The organism is Bradyrhizobium sp. T-12 (assembly GCF_058314695.1).
This window is the reverse complement of sequence record NZ_CM177756.1, coordinates 2,379,574-2,396,085: the sequence shown is the minus strand read 5'-3', so window position 1 is coordinate 2,396,085 and position 16,512 is coordinate 2,379,574. Positions and strand designations below refer to the sequence as shown.

Genomic DNA, 16,512 nt, shown 5'->3' with positions numbered 1-16,512 from the left:
GCGCTGCGCGACAGCGGTGCGCTGCAGATCCGGGGCCCAGTGTTACGTCATGTGCTTGACAGCGACTGGGTCCCGGCTCTGCGGAGCAGCGCTTTGCGCTGCGCCGCGTCCGGGACACACAAGCTCAAGCCTTGCCGCCGGAATCCTTGCGGGTCGCGTTGACCTGCATCTTGGCGTAGGTCGTCATCAGGCCGACCTCATTCGACAGCGTCACCAGCTTGAAGCCCATGTTGATGGCGCGCGCTGCGCCTTCGGCGCCGCTGCAATGGATGCCCGGATTGAGGCCGCGCTTGCCGCACTCCTTGATGATCTTCTCGTAGATCGCGAGGATCTCGGGCTCCGAGCGGTCGAGCTTGGGCTCGAGGCCGTAGGAGAAGCCGAGATCGGACGGGCCAATATAGACGCCGTCGATGCCCTCGACGTCGAGGATCGCTTCCATGTTCTCGACCGCGGTCTTGGTCTCCATCATCGGCAGCAGGATGGTGTCGGCGTTGGCGGTCTTCTGGTACGAGCCCGCGGTGCCGTACATGCCGGCGCGGATCGGGCCGTTGGAGCGGACGCCCTGCGGCGGATATTTCGAATAGGAGACGAGGTTCCTGGCTTCCTGCGGCGTGTTGACCATCGGGCAGATCACGCCATAGGCGCCGCCGTCGAGCACCTTGCCGATGATGCCGGGCTCGTTCCAGGGCACGCGGACCATCGGGGTGACCGGATGCTTGTCCATCGCCTGGAAGCATTGCACCATCGACAGATAGTCCTGCACGCCATGCTGCATATCGACGGTGACGCTGTCGAAGCCGCATTGCGCGATCATCTCGGCCGAGAAGCCGGAGGGAATAGCCAGCCACGCGTTGACCACGGCCTTGCCCGACTTCCAGATGTCCTTGACCTTATTGCCCACGTTGCTTTCCTTCCCTGTTGCTTTCACTCGCCGCGGATCGGGTTCGGCCGCACTTTGAGCGAAAAAAAGCGTGAATGTCCATGGCTCTCGCCGCGCACGCGCGCATATCTGGGTTCACCCCTCCGCGAGGGTATCATCCGCGCTTCCGAGCCCGGCAAGACTGTGTTCGAGTTCGCTCAGCATGTCCTGCAATTCGGCGAGCTTGCGTGCGCCAAAGCGTCGCGTGATCTCGGCATAGATCGCTTCGGAATTCGGCGCCACGGCGGCCATCAGCTTCACCCCCTCTTTGGAGATCGAGACCATGCTGCGGCGTTGGTCGGCTTTCGCGATTCTGCGCTCGATCAGATTGCGCGCCTCGAGATCGCGCAGGATGCGTGACAGGCTCGGTCCGAGCAGGAACGCCGTGCGCGCGAGTTCCGTGACCTCGACCGCTTCGATCGCCGCCAGCGCGCGCAGGATACGCCATTGCTGCTCGGTCAGGCCGTGCTCGCGCAGCGAGGGACGAAACTGCCGCATCACCGCTTCGCGCGCCCGCAGCAGCGACATCGGCAGCGAGCGCGAGAAATCGCGCATCGGCACCTGACGTGTGGCGGACACGCTTCCGTTCGCTGGATCAGCCGGTTTCTTCACCATGATGCCCTTTCAAACCGCAGGAAGTTTGCGGTGCAGCAAGCCGAAATGGGGTTTGACGCATTCATTTAACATGTTAAGCATCTCGCGGCACCTCAATTTGTAAGATCGCAAATGGCGCTTTCCGACGACGATATCCAAGCCTGCGCGAGGCGTCTGCACCAGGCGGAGAAGACCCGTACGCAGATCCGGCAGCTCTCGCAGGATTTCCCCGGCATTACCATTGCCGATGCCTACGCGATTCAAAAGGCCTGGGTCGACGTCAAGATCGCGGAGGGGCGCACCGTCAAGGGCCACAAGATCGGCCTGACCTCGAAGGCGATGCAGAGCGCGCTCAACATCGACGAGCCGGATTCGGGCGTGCTGCTCGACGACATGTTCTTTGCCGATGGCGGCTTGGTGCCGACCGAGCGCTTCATCGCGACGCGGGTCGAAGCCGAGCTCGCCTTCGTTATGAGCAAGCGCCTCTCGGGCCCCGACTGCACGCTGTTCGACGTGCTCAACGCCACCGACTTCGTCGTGCCGGCGCTGGAGATCCTCGACACCCGGATCGAGCGCGTCGATCCCGCCACGAAAGCGACGCGGAAGATTTTCGACACCATCGCCGACAATGCGGCGAATGCCGGCATCGTGCTCGGCGGCCGGCCGATCCGCCCGCTCGACGCGGACCTGCGCTGGATCGGTGCGCTGTGTTTCAAGAACGGCCAGCTCGAGGAGACCGGCCTTGCCGCCGGCGTGCTCAATCATCCGGCGACCGCGGTGGCGTGGCTCGCCAACAAGATCGCGCCGCTTGGGCTCGCGCTCGAACCGGGCCAAATCGTGCTCGCGGGCTCCTTCATCCGTCCGATCGAGACCCGCAAGGGCGACACAATTCAGGCCGATTATGGCGCCTATGGCTCGGTGAGCTGCTACTTCGCGTAAGGCAACAAGACGACAGGGAGTGAAAACGCGATGCCGCATTTCACGATCGAATACTCGGCCAATCTCGACGGCCGTCTCGACATGAAGCTGGTGTGCGAAGTCGTGCGCAAGGCGGCGGTCGAGACCGGCATCTTCCCGCTCGGCGGCATCCGCGTCCGCGCCATCCGCTGCGAGCATTATGCGATCGCCGACGCCAGACAGGATTACGGCTTTCTCGACATGGTGCTCCGCATCGGCGAGGGCCGCGACCTCAAGACGCGACAGCAGGCCGGCGAGCACGTCTTCCAGGCGCTCTCGCGCCATCTCGATCCCGTTTTTGCCGCCAGCAAGTTCGCCTTGTCGTTCGACATGCAGATCAACGACAAGGACACCAGCTGGAAGCGCAACAACATCCACGACGCCCTGAAAGCGGATGCACAAGCGGGTTGATGTTTTTCGAAGCCGCGGGCGTCCGAGTTCTGCCAAAATGGCAGTGTCGCGGATACCCGAACGTCAATTGAATTGGATTTAGCGCAATGACCACCCTCACCGGCGGCGAAGCAATCGTAAGCGGCCTGGTCGCCCACGGCGTCGACACCGTGTTCGGCCTGCCTGGCGCACAGGTCTACGGCCTGTTCGACGCCTTTCACCAGGCCCAGCTCAAGGTGATCGGCGCGCGGCACGAACAGGCCTGCGGCTACATGGCGTTCGGCTATGCGCGCTCCAGCGGCAGACCCGGCGTGTTCAGCGTGGTGCCCGGCCCCGGCGTACTGAATGCCAGCGCGGCGCTGCTCACCGCCTTCGGCTGCAACGAGCCGGTGCTGTGCGTCACCGGCCAGGTGCCGACGCCATTCCTGGGCAAGGGCCGCGGCCATCTGCACGAGATGCCGGACCAGCTCGCGACCCTGCGCACCTATGTGAAATGGGCCGACCGGATCGAATATCCAGCCAACGCGCCGACAATCGTGGCGCGCGCCTTCCAGGAGATGAATTCGGGCCGGCGCGGCCCCGCCTCGGTCGAGATGCCCTGGGACGTCTTCACGCAGCGCGCCGCAACTTCGGCGGCCCGGGTGCTGGAGCCGCTGCCCTCCCCGCAACCAGATCCCGATCTGGTCAAGCAGGCGGCGGCGCGGATCAAGGCCAGCAAGGCGCCGATGATCTTCGTCGGCAGCGGCGCGATCGAGGCCGGCGAGGAGATCCTCGAACTCGCCGAGATGATCGATGCGCCCGTCGTCGCCTTCCGCAGCGGGCGCGGCATCGTCTCCAACGCGCATGAGCTCGGCCTGACCATGGCCGCGGCCTACAAGCTGTGGCCCACGACCGATTTGATGATCGCGATCGGCACGCGCGCCGAGCTGCCGGCGTCCGGTTTCCGCTGGCCCTATCAGCCGAGCGGCCTCAAATCCATTCGCATCGACATCGACCCGGCCGAGATGCGCCGTCTCGCCGTCGATACCGCCATCGTCGCCGATGCCAAAGCCGGCACGGCCGACCTGGTCACGGCGGTGAAGAAAGCCGGCCATGCGCGGACGCGTGGGCGGCGGGAGGAGATCCGCGAGGCCACCGCGGCCGCGCAGGCCGAGATCCAGCGCATCCAGCCGCAGATGGCCTATCTCAACATTTTGCGCGAGGTGCTGCCGGCGAATGCGATCGTGACCGATGAATTGTCACAGTTCGGCTTCGCCTCCTGGTACGGCTTTCCGATCTACCAGCCGCGCACCTTCATCACTTCGGGTTACCAGGGCACGCTCGGCTCGGGCTTCCCGACCGCGCTGGGCGCCAAGGTCGCCAATCCCGACAAGCCGGTGGTCGCCATCACCGGCGACGGCGGCTTCATGTTCGGCGTGCAGGAGCTTGCCACCGCGGTGCAGTTCAACATCGGCGTGGTGACCTTGGTGTTCAACAACAACGCCTACGGCAATGTCCGCCGCGACCAGCGTGAACGCTTCGACGGCCGCGTGGTGGCGTCGGATCTGGTCAATCCGGATTTCGTCAAGCTCGCGGAGTCATTTGGCGTTGCGGCTGCGCGCGTTACGGCGCCGGACCAGTTCAAGGCAGCGATGGAGAAGGCGCTTAGCCATGGCGGGCCGTATTTGATTTCGGTGGAAGTGGCGCGGGATTCCGAAGTCAGCCCGTGGGCGTTCATCCACCCGCCGAAGCCTTGATCTGAGCACCGCCGCCCTGTAGCCGCGCCGCCGCGATCACCAGCAAGCCCGCGCCTGCGACCGACCAGCAGGCGACCGGCGCCCAGTGCAGCAGCGGCGCGTATTCGGGCATCTTCTGCAGGCCGCCAGCGACGGCCGCCATGCGTGCGAACGTGCCGAGGGCGAGTGCGGAGAAGACCAGGCCCGTGACCTTGCCCTCGGCGCCGGTCGAGCCGATCGCGAGCGCAGCCGAGATCGCGCTCATCAGCATGCAGCCCCATGCGGCGCCGGCGAGAAACTGCGCCGCGATCAGCGTATTGAGGTTGCCGGCGAGCTCGGCCGCCGCGATCGCGACGGCGCCGAGCAGTCCTGCGGCGCCCATCACGATCAGGCCGCCGCGATGCTTGACGACGAGACTCGCCGGAAACATCGCGATGTTGAAGCCGATCCAGAACACCGGCATCAGCCATTGCAGTTCGCCGGATGCCGCGAACCGCAGATAGGCCGGCGCACTGTTCATGGCAAAATGCAACTGGTAGCCGAGCGCGAGCGCGACCATCGCGACGATGAAGGCGATCGGCACGAGACCGAGCGGCTTTGCCGCCTCGTCCGGCCTCGGCGGCATGGTGTCGCGCGCCACGTCGTGCTCGATCCGCGACAGCCCGAGTGCCGTGAGCAGCAGCACCACGCTGGAGATGACGAAGGGCAGCTGCGCATCGTGCTCGCGCAGCACCACGCCGAGATAGGGCGAGACCGCGCCGGCGACGCCGTAGCCGAGCATCGCCAGCGCCGCGAGGAACGGCGCCTGCGGCTTGGCGCGGTGCTTGCCGAGCAAGGTCAGCGGCGGCGCGCGCAGCGCCGAGGAGGTCGCCGACCAGATCACGATCAGTGCGATGAACCAGCCTTGCGCAGCCGCACCGGTTCCGGCGACGAAGGGCAGTGCCACGAATGCGGCGCAGGAGATCGCGGTGACGATCCCGACGAACAGGCCGAGCCGGCCGGCGTAAGGCGAGAGCTTGTCGGCGGCGATTCCCATCGCGGTGTCGGCAATGGTGAAGATGGCCTGATCCAGCATCAGGATAAGGATGACGGCGCCCGGCGCGATCCCGACCTCGGCGGCGAGCTTCGGCAGGTAGATGACGTAAGTTGTCCAGCCCAGCGTGAACACCAATTGCAGCGCGGCCAGATAAAGGCCGGTGCGATTAGCCGTCCCGGCATCCGCCGTGTGCTCGATGGTCGTCATGTCAGCCGCCTCCCCCCGGTCCCGAGCTTAGACGAGCCAAGCGGGCGAGGAAACGCCTCAGCGCGTTCGGCGGAAGGTCAGATTGATCCGCTTCCGCCCGAGCAGCGCATGCTCGCCGTAGGCGAGCGGCGCGACGCCGTGATAGGCGAGCCTGGACGGGCCGCCCCAAACCACGACATCGCCGTGGACCAGCCGGAAACGCCGCGGCCTGTCGGCGCGAGCGAGGCCGCCGAACAGGAAGGTCGCGGGCAGCCCGAGCGAGACCGAGACGATTGGCGCCGAATAATCCAGCTCGTCCTTGTCCTGATGCAGCGACAGCCGCGTGCCGGGCTCGTAGCGGTTGACGAGGCAGGCATCGGGCGCGAAGCCGGTAAAACCGCCCTGCTCCGCCGCGCGGCGAGCGAGATCGCGCAGCACCGGTGGCATCGCCGGCCAGGGCGCGCCGGTTCTGGGATCGATGGGATCGTAGCGATAGCCGGTGTGATCGGTGATCCAGCCGCGCTCGCCGCAATTGGTCATCGCCACCGACATCAGGTGGCCGCCGGGCGTGGTCATGCGGCGGAACGGCGATTGCGCCACGACGGCGCGCACGGCGTCGATCAGCTCGCTCTCGATCGGCGTGACGAAGCCGCGCAACAGTACGGCGCCGTCTGCGATCTCCTCGCGCGACGGCTGCGCCTCGGCAACGCTGTCGAACAAATCAGCCGTCAATGGCTCCGCTCATTTCGCGTCGTGAAAGATCACACCCAGCGTGTGGCGCTGACCGGACCTGATCCGGCTGACGCCATGGCGGAGATTAACGCGATAGGCGCCGCGTGTCCCCTGCACCGGGCGGTGATGCACAGCGAAGGCGACCGCGTCGCCCTGCGCGAGCGGCACCACCTCTGCGCGCGATTGCATGCGCGGGCGCTGCTCGGTCAGCACGAACTCGCCGCCGGTGAAGTCGCGGCCCGGCTCGGACAGCAGGATCGCGACCTGCAGCGGGAACACGTGCTCGCCGTAGAGGTCCTGGTGCAGGCAGTTGAAGTCCCCGGCCTCATATTGCAGCAGCAGCGGCGTCGGCCGCGCCTGCCCCGCCTCGTGGCAACGCTTGAGGAAAGCGGCATGCACGGCGGGATAGCGGATGTCGATCCCCATCGCTTCGTTCCAGCGATTGGCGACGGGTTCCAGATGCGCATACAGCGCAGGCCGCAATTGCGCGATCAGGTCGGGCAGCGGATAGGCGAAATATTTGTATTCGCCGCGGCCAAAGCCATGGCGGCTCATCACGATGCGGCTACGAAAATGCGCATCGTCAGGATAGAGCGCCGCGACGGCGCGGCACTGGTCCGGCGTCAGCAGGTTTTTCAGGACGGCACAGCCCTGGGAGTCGAGCTCGGCGGTGATCTGCGACCAGTCGAGGGCATCGACGTGCGATGCAAGATCGGGCGCAGCATCGACATCGGTAATACGTTTCGCGATTGCCATGGCGATGATCCTGTCTCTCCGTCATTCCGGGGCGCGACGCAGTCGCGAGCCCGGAATCCATTCCTCCACCGATTTGCTCCACGATGGATTCCGGGTTCGCGCCAAGAGGCGCGCCCCGGAATGACGAAGAATGTTTGGCAGAACGCAACGGCTACGACCACCCGATTCCCGTAGGGAACCTAGCCCCGCACCGGCAGCGTCACGACGTCGTAGCCGTGCCTGATTGTACGTTTCAGCACGGGGTCCTCGAGCTCGAAATCGAACCGCTCCGCCGGGCGAATGCCGCCTTTGGCGGCGAAGGTACCGCCGAACATGGCGCAGCCGTCGGGGAACTTGCCGCCATCGAAGCCGCGCGCGATCAGGTCATTGACCGGCAACATCGCGTCCAGTGTGCCCTCCTGGTAGAGCACGCGTTCGCCCTTGATGGTGGCGTAGGAGCGCAGGATCATCTTGTCCCAGTGGCCGATGACGTCCTCGAGCTCCCACAGCGTGGAAGCGACCGGCTTGTCGCACATCTGCTTGGAGACCGTGACGTTGTAAGCCTCGACCTTGCGGTCGGTATGATCCGAGCCGCAGCCGACGAAGATGCGGCCCTGCCAGCCGATCAGCACGAACTCGACCTCGCCGGAGGAATCGCCGCCCGTGCATTCGATGCTGTCTTCCTGGGTCAGCCGCCGCGCCGAGGCGCGGTAGTAGATCGGCGTCGAGGCCGGTGGGGCGATGCCCATCTCCTGCAGCTCTTTGATGTGCTTGTCGCGCGCGACGGGATCGCGGCCGGTCCAGCCGGCGATGACCATCTGGTCGATCGCCAGCGTCAGCGGCGTGGTGGTATCCTGGGCGTCGACGGTGAAAGTGAGGTCAAACACGAATGACGGCCTCCATGCCGGCAGCAAGTTCGAAGATGCGGCGGTCCGAACCACCGCTACCAGCCAGCATCAGGCCGACGGGAACGTCGCCCTGGCGATGCGCAGGGAGCGAAATGGCGCAGCCGTCGATCATGTTGATCAGGGTGCAGTTGCGCAGCGCGCGCAAATTCTGCGTGGTGAACGCCTTGTCGTCGGCCAAATCCGAAATCTTCGGCGGCGTGTTGGCCGTGGTCGGCAGCACCAGCGCGTCATAGGGCGCGATGCGTGCATTGACGCGGGCGATCAGCGAGCGGCGCTCGTTGAGCAGATCAATGTAGTCGGCCGCGCTCTGCGCCTCGCCGCGCATGATGCGAACGGAGACGCGGGGATCGTAGACGTCGCCCTTCGACGTGAGGAGATAGCGATGCCAGGCATAGCTCTCGGACGCGGCAAAGCCGCCCTTGGCGTTCATCGGTCCGATGTCGTGGAATTCGGCCATCTCGATGCGCTCGATGATGGCGCCGTGGTCGGCCAGCGTCTTCAGCGCGCGCTCGAAGGTCTCGGAGACCTCTGCGTCGAGGTCGTCGAGCGCGATGGTGGTCGGCACCGCGAGCCGCATGCCCTTCACCGGGCGCGGCTTGAGCGCAGTGATCGGCTCGTTCGCGAGCACGGCATCGAGAATGGCACAGCAGCTGACCGATCGTGCCAAGGGCCCGATGCTGTCGAGCGAGAACGACAGCGGCACCGAGCCGTCGAGCGGCACGCGCCGCTGCGTCGGCTTGTAGCCGACGATGCCGTTATAGGCCGCGGGAATCCGGCAGGAGCCGCCGGTGTCGGTGCCGAGGGCGCCATGTGCCATGCCGTCGAGCACGGACACCGCCGCGCCCGAGGACGAGCCGCCCGGCACATGGCCGGCAGCCCGGTTCCAGGCGCCTTTCGGCGTGCCGTAATGCGGATTGATGCCGATACCGGAATAAGCGAACTCGGTCATGTTGGTGCGGCCGATCACGACGAAGCCGGCTTTGCGCAGCCGCGCCACCGTCGCAGCATCCTGCTCGGCCGGCGGCGAATCGTCGAGCGCGCGGGAGCCGGCGCGCGTCACCTGGCCCTTGATGTCGAAGAGATCCTTGATCGAGACCGGAATGCCGGCATAGCGCGACGGCGCCGCCTTCACCTTGCGCAAGCCGTCCATCGCATCCGCCGCGGCAAGCGCAGCGTCCTTGTCGACATGGAGGAAGGTGCGCCGGCCCTCGCCCGAGGGATCGGCGATCCTGGCGATGCACGCCTCGACCAGCTGTCGGGAGGTGGTGCGGCCGCTTTCGAGGTCTTCGGCGATTTTTGCCAGTGTCGGAAAATCGGGCATGTCTGTCTCACGGAATATTGTCGCGCGCAATCTATAGCGCTGGCTGAGTTCGACACAAGCATTGTGCGCATGATGGCATGCATGCGTATTGCTGGACCGTTGACGCACGATAGCCGATTGTCGCATCAAGATCGAAACAGGCGGGCGCCAAGCCTGTCTCTTGGAGGAGCCGCCGAGATGGCCGAACCGCAGCGCGCGCGACCGAAACCGACGCCGGAGACCCAGCATTTCTGGGACGGCACCAAAGCCGGCGAATTGCGCCTGCAGCGCTGCGACGCCTGCGCGCATGTCTACTTCCCGCCGCGCCCGTTCTGCCCGTCCTGCGCCTCGCGCAAGGTCAGCATCTTCAAGGCAAGCGGCAAGGGCTTCCTCTACAGCTACGTGATCAACCACCGGCCCGCCGCGCCCGGCTTCACGCCGCCCTACGCGATCGCCGTGGTGGAGCTTGCCGAGGGGCCGCGGATGATGAGCAACATCATCGACTGCCCGCAGACGCCGGAGGCGCTCGAGCTCGACATGAAGCTCGAGGTCGCCTTCGAGGCGCTCGACGACAAGATCACCCTTCCCGTCTTCCGTCCGGCGAAGGGGTAAGCCATGCGCAAGAACCAGGTTGCCGTCGTCGGCGCGGCCGAGACCACTGAGCTCGGTGTTATCCCGAATATGTCGCAGCTCCAGCTTCACGCGGATGCGGCGCTGAATGCCATCGCGGATGCCGGGCTGAAGTTGTCCGACATCGACGGCTTCGCCACCGCGGTCGAGACGCCGCAGCAGGTCTGCCATTATCTCGGCATCAAGCCGACCTGGGTGGACGGCACCTCGGTCGGCGGCTGCTCGTTCATGCTGCACGTTCGTCACGCCGCGGCAGCAATCGAGGCCGGCCTGTGCAAGACCGTGCTGATCACTCATGCCGAGAGCGGCAAGTCGATGATCGGCAAGGCGCCGCGCTCGATCCCCGCCGATAGCCTGCAAGGCCAGTTCGAGGCGCCCTACGGCGTCTACGGCCCGCCCAGCATGTTCCCGATCCCCGTGCTGCGCTTCATGAAGACCTACGGCATTACCCACGAGCAGCTGGCTTCGGTCGCGGTGGTGCAGCGCGAATGGGCGGCGAAGAATCCGCGCGCGATGATGAAGGACCCGATCACCGTCGCCGACGTTCTCAACTCGCGCATGATCGCCTATCCGTTCCGCCTGCTGCAGTGCTGCCTCGTCACCGATGGCGGCGGCGCGCTGATCCTGACCTCGGCCGACCGCGCCAAGGACTTTCCGCGCAAGCCGGTCTACATCATGGGCACCGGCGAGAGCGTCGAGACGCCGATGGTCAGCCAGATGGAAACGTTCAATTCTTCGCGGGCGTTCAAGACCGCAGGTCCCCTCGCGTTCAAGGAAGCCGGGATCGCGCACAAGGACGTCGATCATCTCATGATCTACGACGCGTTTGCGCATCTGCCGCTGTTCGGCCTCGGCGATCTCGGATTCATGCCCCATGAGGAGACCGGAAAATTCATCGCGGACGGCAATACGCGGCCCGGCGGGAAACTGCCGCTCAACACCAATGGCGGCGGATTGAGCTATATGCATTCGGGCATGTACGGCATGTACGCGCTGCAGGAGAGCGTGCGACAGATGCGCGGCATCGCGCCGGCGCAGGTGCCGAACGCGACAATTTCGGTGTGTCATGGCGTCGGCGGAATGTTCGCGGCGAGTGGCACGATCGTGTTTACGAACGAGAGGTAGCTGGCTGTCATTCCGGGGCGGCGCAAAGCGACGAGCCCGGAATCCATCGTGCAGCGAGCGAGGCGGAAAAATGGATTCCGGGCTCGCGCCAAGAGGCGCGCCCCGGAATGACAGCGGAATTTCGAACACATAGCGGAGAACCCACATGAGCAAATCACTGCAGGACAAGGTCATCATCGTCACCGGCGCAGGCCGCGGCATCGGGCGCGAGATTGCGCTCTTGTGCGCGGGCGAAGGCGCCAAGGTCGTCGTCAACGATCCCGGTGGCGCCTCCGACGGCGCGGGCTCGAACGCGGCACCGGCCGAGGAAGTGGTCGAGGAGATCAAGAAGCGCGGCGGCACGGCGGTCGCCAATTTCGAGAGCGTCGCGGAAGCCATTCCCGCCAGCAAGATCGTGAAGACGGCGACCGATCATTTCGGCCGGCTCGACGGCGTCGTCAACAATGCCGGCATTTTGCGCGACATGATCTTCCACAAGATGAGCGTGGAGGCGTTCGAGGCCGTCATCAAGGTGCATTTGATGGGCTCGTTCTACGTCTCTCACGCCGCGGCGCGGATCTTCCGCGAGCAGGAGAGCGGCTCGTTCGTGCACTTCACCTCGACCTCGGGCCTGATCGGCAATTTCGGACAAGCCAACTACGCTGCAGCCAAGCTCGGCATCGTCGGCCTCTCCAAATCCATCGCGCTCGACATGGGCCGCTTCAACGTCCGCTCCAACTGCGTCTCGCCGTTCGCCTGGACGCGCATGATCGGCACGATCCCGACGGAGACTGAAGCGGAGAAGGCGCGGGTCGAAAAGATCAAGCAGATGGGACCCGAAAAGATCGCCCCGCTGTGCGGCTATCTGCTCGGCGACTCCGCCAAGGACGTCACGGGACAGATTTTCGGCGTGCGCATGAACGAGATCTTCCTGTTCAGCCAGAACCGCCCCATTCGCTCGGTGCAGCGGAGCGAGGGCTGGACGCCGCAGTCGATCGCGGAACACGGCATGCCGGCGCTGAAGGGCTCGTTCTACAAGCTCGACCGCTCCGCCGACATCTTCACCTGGGATCCCGTCTAGCCGGATCCCTTCTATTGCTGCATTGCGATCTCCGGTTGTTCGGCCGGAGATCGCCCGCTTTACGCCCGAATGCGGGCGGATGGTCTCCTCCCAACAAAAAAATCGGGAGGCGACCATGACGATACCCCAGCCTATCATCACCGATTCCGGCGAACCCGTTCTCGCCCGCCGCACCCTGCTCAAGGGCGCCGCCGCAGTCGCGGCAACGGGCATGACCATCGGCGCGGCCGGCGCTGCTTCCGTGGCGCCCCTGGGCCAGACCGGCGCGCCGACGATGTCGACGGCGCCATTGCCGCTCGGACCGTTGCCCGGCAGCCGCTACCCGGATGCCCACCTGGAATCCGCCAAGAAAGGGCCGCCGACATTCGGCCCCTCCGGTTTTCCCGCCTTCGCAGGCACCATGGCGGTCGAGCGCGTCGCGACCGGCTTCCGCTGGGCCGAGGGGCCGGTCTATTTCGCGGCAGGCCGTTATGTGCTGTTCAGCGACATCCCGAACAACCGCATCATGCGCTTCTCGGAGGATGACGGTCACCTCAGCGTCTATCGTCAGCCCTCGATGAACTCGAACGGCAACACCATCGATCGCGAAGGACGCCTCATCACCTGCGAGCACAGTGGCCGGCGCGTGACGCGGACCGAGCTCGACGGCTCGATCACCGTGATCGCCGACAAGTTCAACGGCAAGCGGCTGAACTCGCCGAACGATGCAGTCGTCACCGCCGACGGCGCGATCTGGTTCACCGATCCCGCCTACGGGATCGGCGGGTTCTACGAGGGGATCAAGGCCGAGCCCGAGCAGGAGAAGAAGAATGTCTACCGGGTCGACCCCAAATCCGGCGAGGTCAAGGTCGTGGTCGACGACTTCGTCGAGCCGAACGGGCTCGCCATCTCGCCGGACGAGAAGAAGCTCTACATCTGCGACACCGGCTTCACGGACGGGCCGGACAATCCATCGCATATCCGCGTGTTCGACCTGGACGTCGCCGCGGGCAAGGTCTCGAACGGCAAGGTCTTCGCCGAGATGCCGAAACCTGGCATCACCGACGGCGTCCGCTGTGACACCGAAGGGCGGGTCTGGTGCTCGGTCGGCTGGGGCGATCCGAACGAGGACGGCGTGCGCTGCTATACGGCATCGGGCGAATTGCTCGGCAAGATCCACATTCCGGAGACCGTGGCCAACCTCTGCTTCGGCGGCCAGCAGCGCAACAGGCTCTATATTTGCGGCTCGACCTCGCTCTATGCGGTCTACACCAGCGTGCAGGGCGCGATGAAGCCGTGAGGTAGCGCGAGTGGCGAGTGGCGAGTCGTTAGGGAATATGTCTCCTTTTCGCTACTCGCCATTCGCTACTCTCCCCTATCCCGTATTCCGCAACCCCGCCGAGATCCCGTTGATCGTCAGCTGAATCCCGCGCAGCACCTGCTCGTCCGGGTTCTGCGCGCGGTGCTCTCTCAGGAGCTCGACCTGCACGTGGTTGAGCGGATCGAGATAGGGGAAGCGGTGGCGCACGGAGCGCTCCAGCAACGGATTACCCTGCAGCAACCGGTCCTGGCCCATGATGTCGAGCAGGCTCTCGATCGAGGCGTGCCATTCGCGGCGGATGCGGCCGAAGATTTTTTCACGCAAGGCTTCATCCGGCACGAGCTCGGCATAACGCGAGGCGATCGCGATCGAGCTTTTCGCGAGCACCATGTCCATGTTCGACAGCAGCATGCGGAAGAACGGCCATTCCCTGTAGAGCTCCTTGAGGAACGGCATGCCCTTGTCGGGATGCTCCGCGATCCACTGCTCGACCGCGCTGCCAAAGCCGTACCAGCCCGGCAGCATCAGGCGGCATTGCGCCCAGGAGAACACCCAGGGGATGGCGCGCAGGTCCTCGATGGCGCGGGTCTTCTTGCGCGAGGCCGGGCGGCTGCCGATGTTCAGCGTCGCGATCTCGTTGATCACGGTCGATGACCAGAAATAATCGACGAAGCCCTCGGTCTCGTAGACGAGGCCGCGATAGGCTTTGAAGGCGAGGTTCGACAATTCGTCCATCGCGGTCAGATATTCGCGGCGCGGCGCGCTCTGGCGCGGATGCAAGAGACTCGCCTCGAGCGTCGCGGCCGCCAGGATCTCCAGATTGTTGCGGCCGACCTCGGCGTTGGAATATTTCGACGAGATGATCTCGCCCTGCTCGGTGATGCGGATCTGGCCGTTCACCGCGCCGCCGGGCTGCGCGATGATGGCGTCATAGCTCGGTCCGCCGCCGCGCCCCACAGAGCCGCCGCGGCCGTGGAACAGGCGCAAGCGCACGTGATGCCGCTCGAACACCTCGACGAGATTGATCTCGGCCTTGTAGAGCTCCCAGCCCGAGGTGACGAAACCGCCGTCCTTGTTGCTGTCGGAATAGCCGAGCATGACCTCCTGCACGCTGCCGCGGCTGTCAACGAGGCGCCGGTAGTCGTGCAGCGACAGCATGCGATCCATGATGCCGGAGGAGGCCTGCAGATCCTCGATGGTCTCGAACAGCGGCACGATGTTGATGGCGCTGCGGCCGGAAGGATGGACGAGGCCGACCTCCTTCAAGAGCACCGCGACCTCGAGCATGTCGGACATGCCCTTGCACATCGAGATGATGCATTGGGGAATGGCGTCCGAGCCGAACTTGGCGTGCGCCTCCGCGGCGGCATGGAAGACGTTGAGCTCGCCCATGGTCTCGTCGCTGTATTTGACGAAGGGCGACACCAGCGCGCGCGTCGAGCGCAGCTCGTTGGTCAGCAGCGAGATGCGGGCGTCTTCGCCGAGCGCGAGATAGGACATGCCGGGGTTGGCGGCATCCATCAGCTCGGCGATGGTGCGCTCGTGCACCGCGGAGTTCTGGCGGATGTCGAGCCGCGCCAGATGGAAGCCGAAGCAGTCCACCGCGCGCCGGAGCAGCCGCAGCCGGCCGCGCGCGATGACGCGGGCGTTGTTGGAGATCAGCGAACGGTGCAGCACGTCGAGATCGGCCTGCAGCTCCTTCACGCTGGTATAAGGCGCCCCCTTGCCGACGGGCCGGCGCGTGATCTCGACCTCGAGCTTTTCGGCCGTCGCGGTCAGGCGCGCATAGATGCCGGAGACCGCCAGCCGATAAGGCTCGCCGCTCCGGTGCGGCGAGGTGTCTGGCGAGCGCTCGGCGAGGTTACGCAGCTCCTCGGAGACATCGGCGAGGTGCGCCGCGATCGACAATTCCGAGCCGAGCACGTGCAGCTCGTTCAGATAGAACTGCATCACGCGGCTCGACTGCAGCCGCAGCGTGCCGCGCATCACGTCGGCGGTGACGAAGGGATTGCCGTCGCGGTCGCCGCCGATCCAGCTCCCCATGCGCAGGAACGAGGCGAGCTCGCCGGCCGCCTGCTCGCCGCCCTCCTCCAGCCGGTCTTCCAGCGCGTTGACGAGGCGCGGGACCTCGCGCAGGAAGGTGTAGTCGTAGAACGACAGGCCGTTGGCGACCTCATCGAGCACGGTGAGCTTGGTGCGGCGAAGCAGATTGGTCTGCCACAGCGTCAGCACCTCGCGGCGGAGCTGCTCGTCGCTGGCATCCGCCTCCTCCGCGGTCAGCGCGACGCGCTCGCGGCGGTCGAGCAGGCCTGCGACCTCCATCTCGCGATCCATGGTGCTCTTGCGGCGCACTTCGGTTGGGTGCGCGGTCAAGACCGGGCTGACCAGCGCGGACTTGAAGAAGCTGCGCAGCGCGTCGGGGTCGATGCCCGCCGCCTTGGCGTGGGCCAGCGTTTCCGCCAGCACACCTGAGTTCTTGCCTGCGCCGCGAGCCCGCATCTGGCGGATGTTGTTCTGGTCCTCGGCGATGTTGGCGAGGTGGGAGAAATAGCTGAAGGCGCGGACGATCCGCACCGTCTCGGAGGTCGACATGCTGTCGAGGATCTGCTCGAGCTCGCGGCGGGCGAGCCGGTCCTCGTCGCGGTGGAACCGGATCGAGGTCTGCCGGATGCGCTCGACCAGGTCGAACACGTCGGCGCCCTCCTGGTCGCGCACGGTGTCGCCGAGGATGCGCCCGAGCAGGCGGATGTCGTCGCGCAGCCGCGCCTCCGCTTCCGTGGCCTGGGCGTCCTCGGGCCGGTTGGCGCGATGCTCAGTGGCGTCGGATGAAATGGTCTGGAGGGACATGGCTCGCTCCTCTTGCAGAGCTCCCTGTGGCTCCCCGGCGCGAACGAGTGTGCGATATTTTTCTACCGCAGCGCAAGA

Annotated in this window: 15 protein-coding genes; 7 read left to right on the top strand and 8 right to left on the bottom strand. The window is 65.6% G+C overall.

The genetic code is table 11. The features are described from left to right. Positions 1–124: 124 nt before the first annotated feature. Positions 125–901 carry an HpcH/HpaI aldolase family protein gene (locus AC0WRY_RS11340; RefSeq protein ID WP_194407060.1) on the bottom strand — a complete coding sequence of 259 codons (777 nt, stop codon included), beginning with the start codon at positions 899–901 and terminating at the stop codon, positions 125–127. Positions 902–1,015: 114 nt separating this feature from the next. Then, on the bottom strand, positions 1,016–1,534 hold the full coding sequence (gene hpaR / locus AC0WRY_RS11335) for a homoprotocatechuate degradation operon regulator HpaR (RefSeq protein ID WP_194407059.1): 519 nt from the start codon (positions 1,532–1,534) through the stop codon (positions 1,016–1,018). A 111-nt stretch (positions 1,535–1,645) separates the two neighbouring features. On the opposite strand from hpaR, the gene hpaH reads away from it, so the two are divergent. From hpaH to AC0WRY_RS11320, 3 genes are all read left to right on the top strand, one after another. Continuing rightward, positions 1,646–2,452: a 2-oxo-hept-4-ene-1,7-dioate hydratase gene (gene hpaH, locus AC0WRY_RS11330; RefSeq protein WP_194407058.1), complete on the top strand. Its 807-nt coding sequence runs from the start codon at positions 1,646–1,648 to the stop codon at positions 2,450–2,452. 30 nt (positions 2,453–2,482) lie between these two features. Next, the gene (locus AC0WRY_RS11325) at positions 2,483–2,881 is read left to right on the top strand and encodes a 5-carboxymethyl-2-hydroxymuconate Delta-isomerase (protein WP_194407057.1); all 399 of its coding nucleotides are present in this window, start codon (positions 2,483–2,485) and stop codon (positions 2,879–2,881) included. An 86-nt stretch (positions 2,882–2,967) separates the two neighbouring features. Then, positions 2,968–4,596 carry a thiamine pyrophosphate-dependent enzyme gene (locus AC0WRY_RS11320; RefSeq protein WP_194407056.1) on the top strand — a complete coding sequence of 543 codons (1,629 nt, stop codon included), beginning with the start codon at positions 2,968–2,970 and terminating at the stop codon, positions 4,594–4,596. Here AC0WRY_RS11320 and AC0WRY_RS11315 read toward each other — a convergent pair. The 5 genes from AC0WRY_RS11315 to AC0WRY_RS11295 form a co-directional block, all read right to left on the bottom strand. Continuing rightward, complete coding sequence (locus AC0WRY_RS11315; RefSeq protein ID WP_194407055.1) at positions 4,574–5,818, bottom strand: MFS transporter; 1,245 nt, start codon at positions 5,816–5,818, stop codon at positions 4,574–4,576. The two genes, AC0WRY_RS11320 and AC0WRY_RS11315, sit on opposite strands and share 23 nt — an antisense overlap. Positions 5,819–5,875: 57 nt before the next feature. Next, positions 5,876–6,529 (bottom strand): DNA oxidative demethylase AlkB, encoded by a 654-nt coding sequence (gene alkB, locus AC0WRY_RS11310; RefSeq protein ID WP_491123099.1) that lies wholly within the window; start codon positions 6,527–6,529, stop codon positions 5,876–5,878. Positions 6,530–6,538: 9 nt separating this feature from the next. Beyond that, positions 6,539–7,285, bottom strand: coding sequence for a 2OG-Fe(II) oxygenase (locus AC0WRY_RS11305; protein WP_194407053.1), 747 nt, complete (start codon positions 7,283–7,285; stop codon positions 6,539–6,541). A 179-nt stretch (positions 7,286–7,464) separates the two neighbouring features. After that, on the bottom strand, positions 7,465–8,151 hold the full coding sequence (locus AC0WRY_RS11300) for a DUF2848 domain-containing protein (protein WP_194407052.1): 687 nt from the start codon (positions 8,149–8,151) through the stop codon (positions 7,465–7,467). Then, positions 8,144–9,493, bottom strand: coding sequence for an amidase (locus AC0WRY_RS11295; RefSeq protein ID WP_194407051.1), 1,350 nt, complete (start codon positions 9,491–9,493; stop codon positions 8,144–8,146). Before AC0WRY_RS11295 ends, AC0WRY_RS11300 begins: the two co-directional genes overlap by 8 nt. Before the next feature lie 177 nt (positions 9,494–9,670). Between AC0WRY_RS11295 and AC0WRY_RS11290 the strand changes: the two genes are divergently transcribed. The 4 genes from AC0WRY_RS11290 (at position 9,671) to AC0WRY_RS11275 (ending at position 13,566) form a co-directional block, all read left to right on the top strand. Beyond that, complete coding sequence (locus AC0WRY_RS11290) at positions 9,671–10,084, top strand: Zn-ribbon domain-containing OB-fold protein (RefSeq protein WP_027568974.1); 414 nt, start codon at positions 9,671–9,673, stop codon at positions 10,082–10,084. 3 nt (positions 10,085–10,087) lie between these two features. Next, a complete protein-coding gene (locus AC0WRY_RS11285; RefSeq protein ID WP_194407050.1) occupies positions 10,088–11,227 on the top strand; it encodes a thiolase C-terminal domain-containing protein in 1,140 nt (379 codons plus the stop codon). Between the two features lie 145 nt (positions 11,228–11,372). Beyond that, positions 11,373–12,287, top strand: coding sequence for an SDR family NAD(P)-dependent oxidoreductase (locus AC0WRY_RS11280; RefSeq protein ID WP_194407049.1), 915 nt, complete (start codon positions 11,373–11,375; stop codon positions 12,285–12,287). A gap of 115 nt (positions 12,288–12,402) precedes the next feature. After that, a complete protein-coding gene (locus tag AC0WRY_RS11275; protein ID WP_194407048.1) occupies positions 12,403–13,566 on the top strand; it encodes an SMP-30/gluconolactonase/LRE family protein in 1,164 nt (387 codons plus the stop codon). Positions 13,567–13,641: 75 nt separating this feature from the next. Here the strand turns inward: AC0WRY_RS11275 and ppc are convergent, their stop codons facing one another. After that, a complete protein-coding gene (ppc, locus tag AC0WRY_RS11270) occupies positions 13,642–16,434 on the bottom strand; it encodes a phosphoenolpyruvate carboxylase (protein ID WP_194407047.1) in 2,793 nt (930 codons plus the stop codon). Positions 16,435–16,512 lie beyond the last annotated feature (78 nt).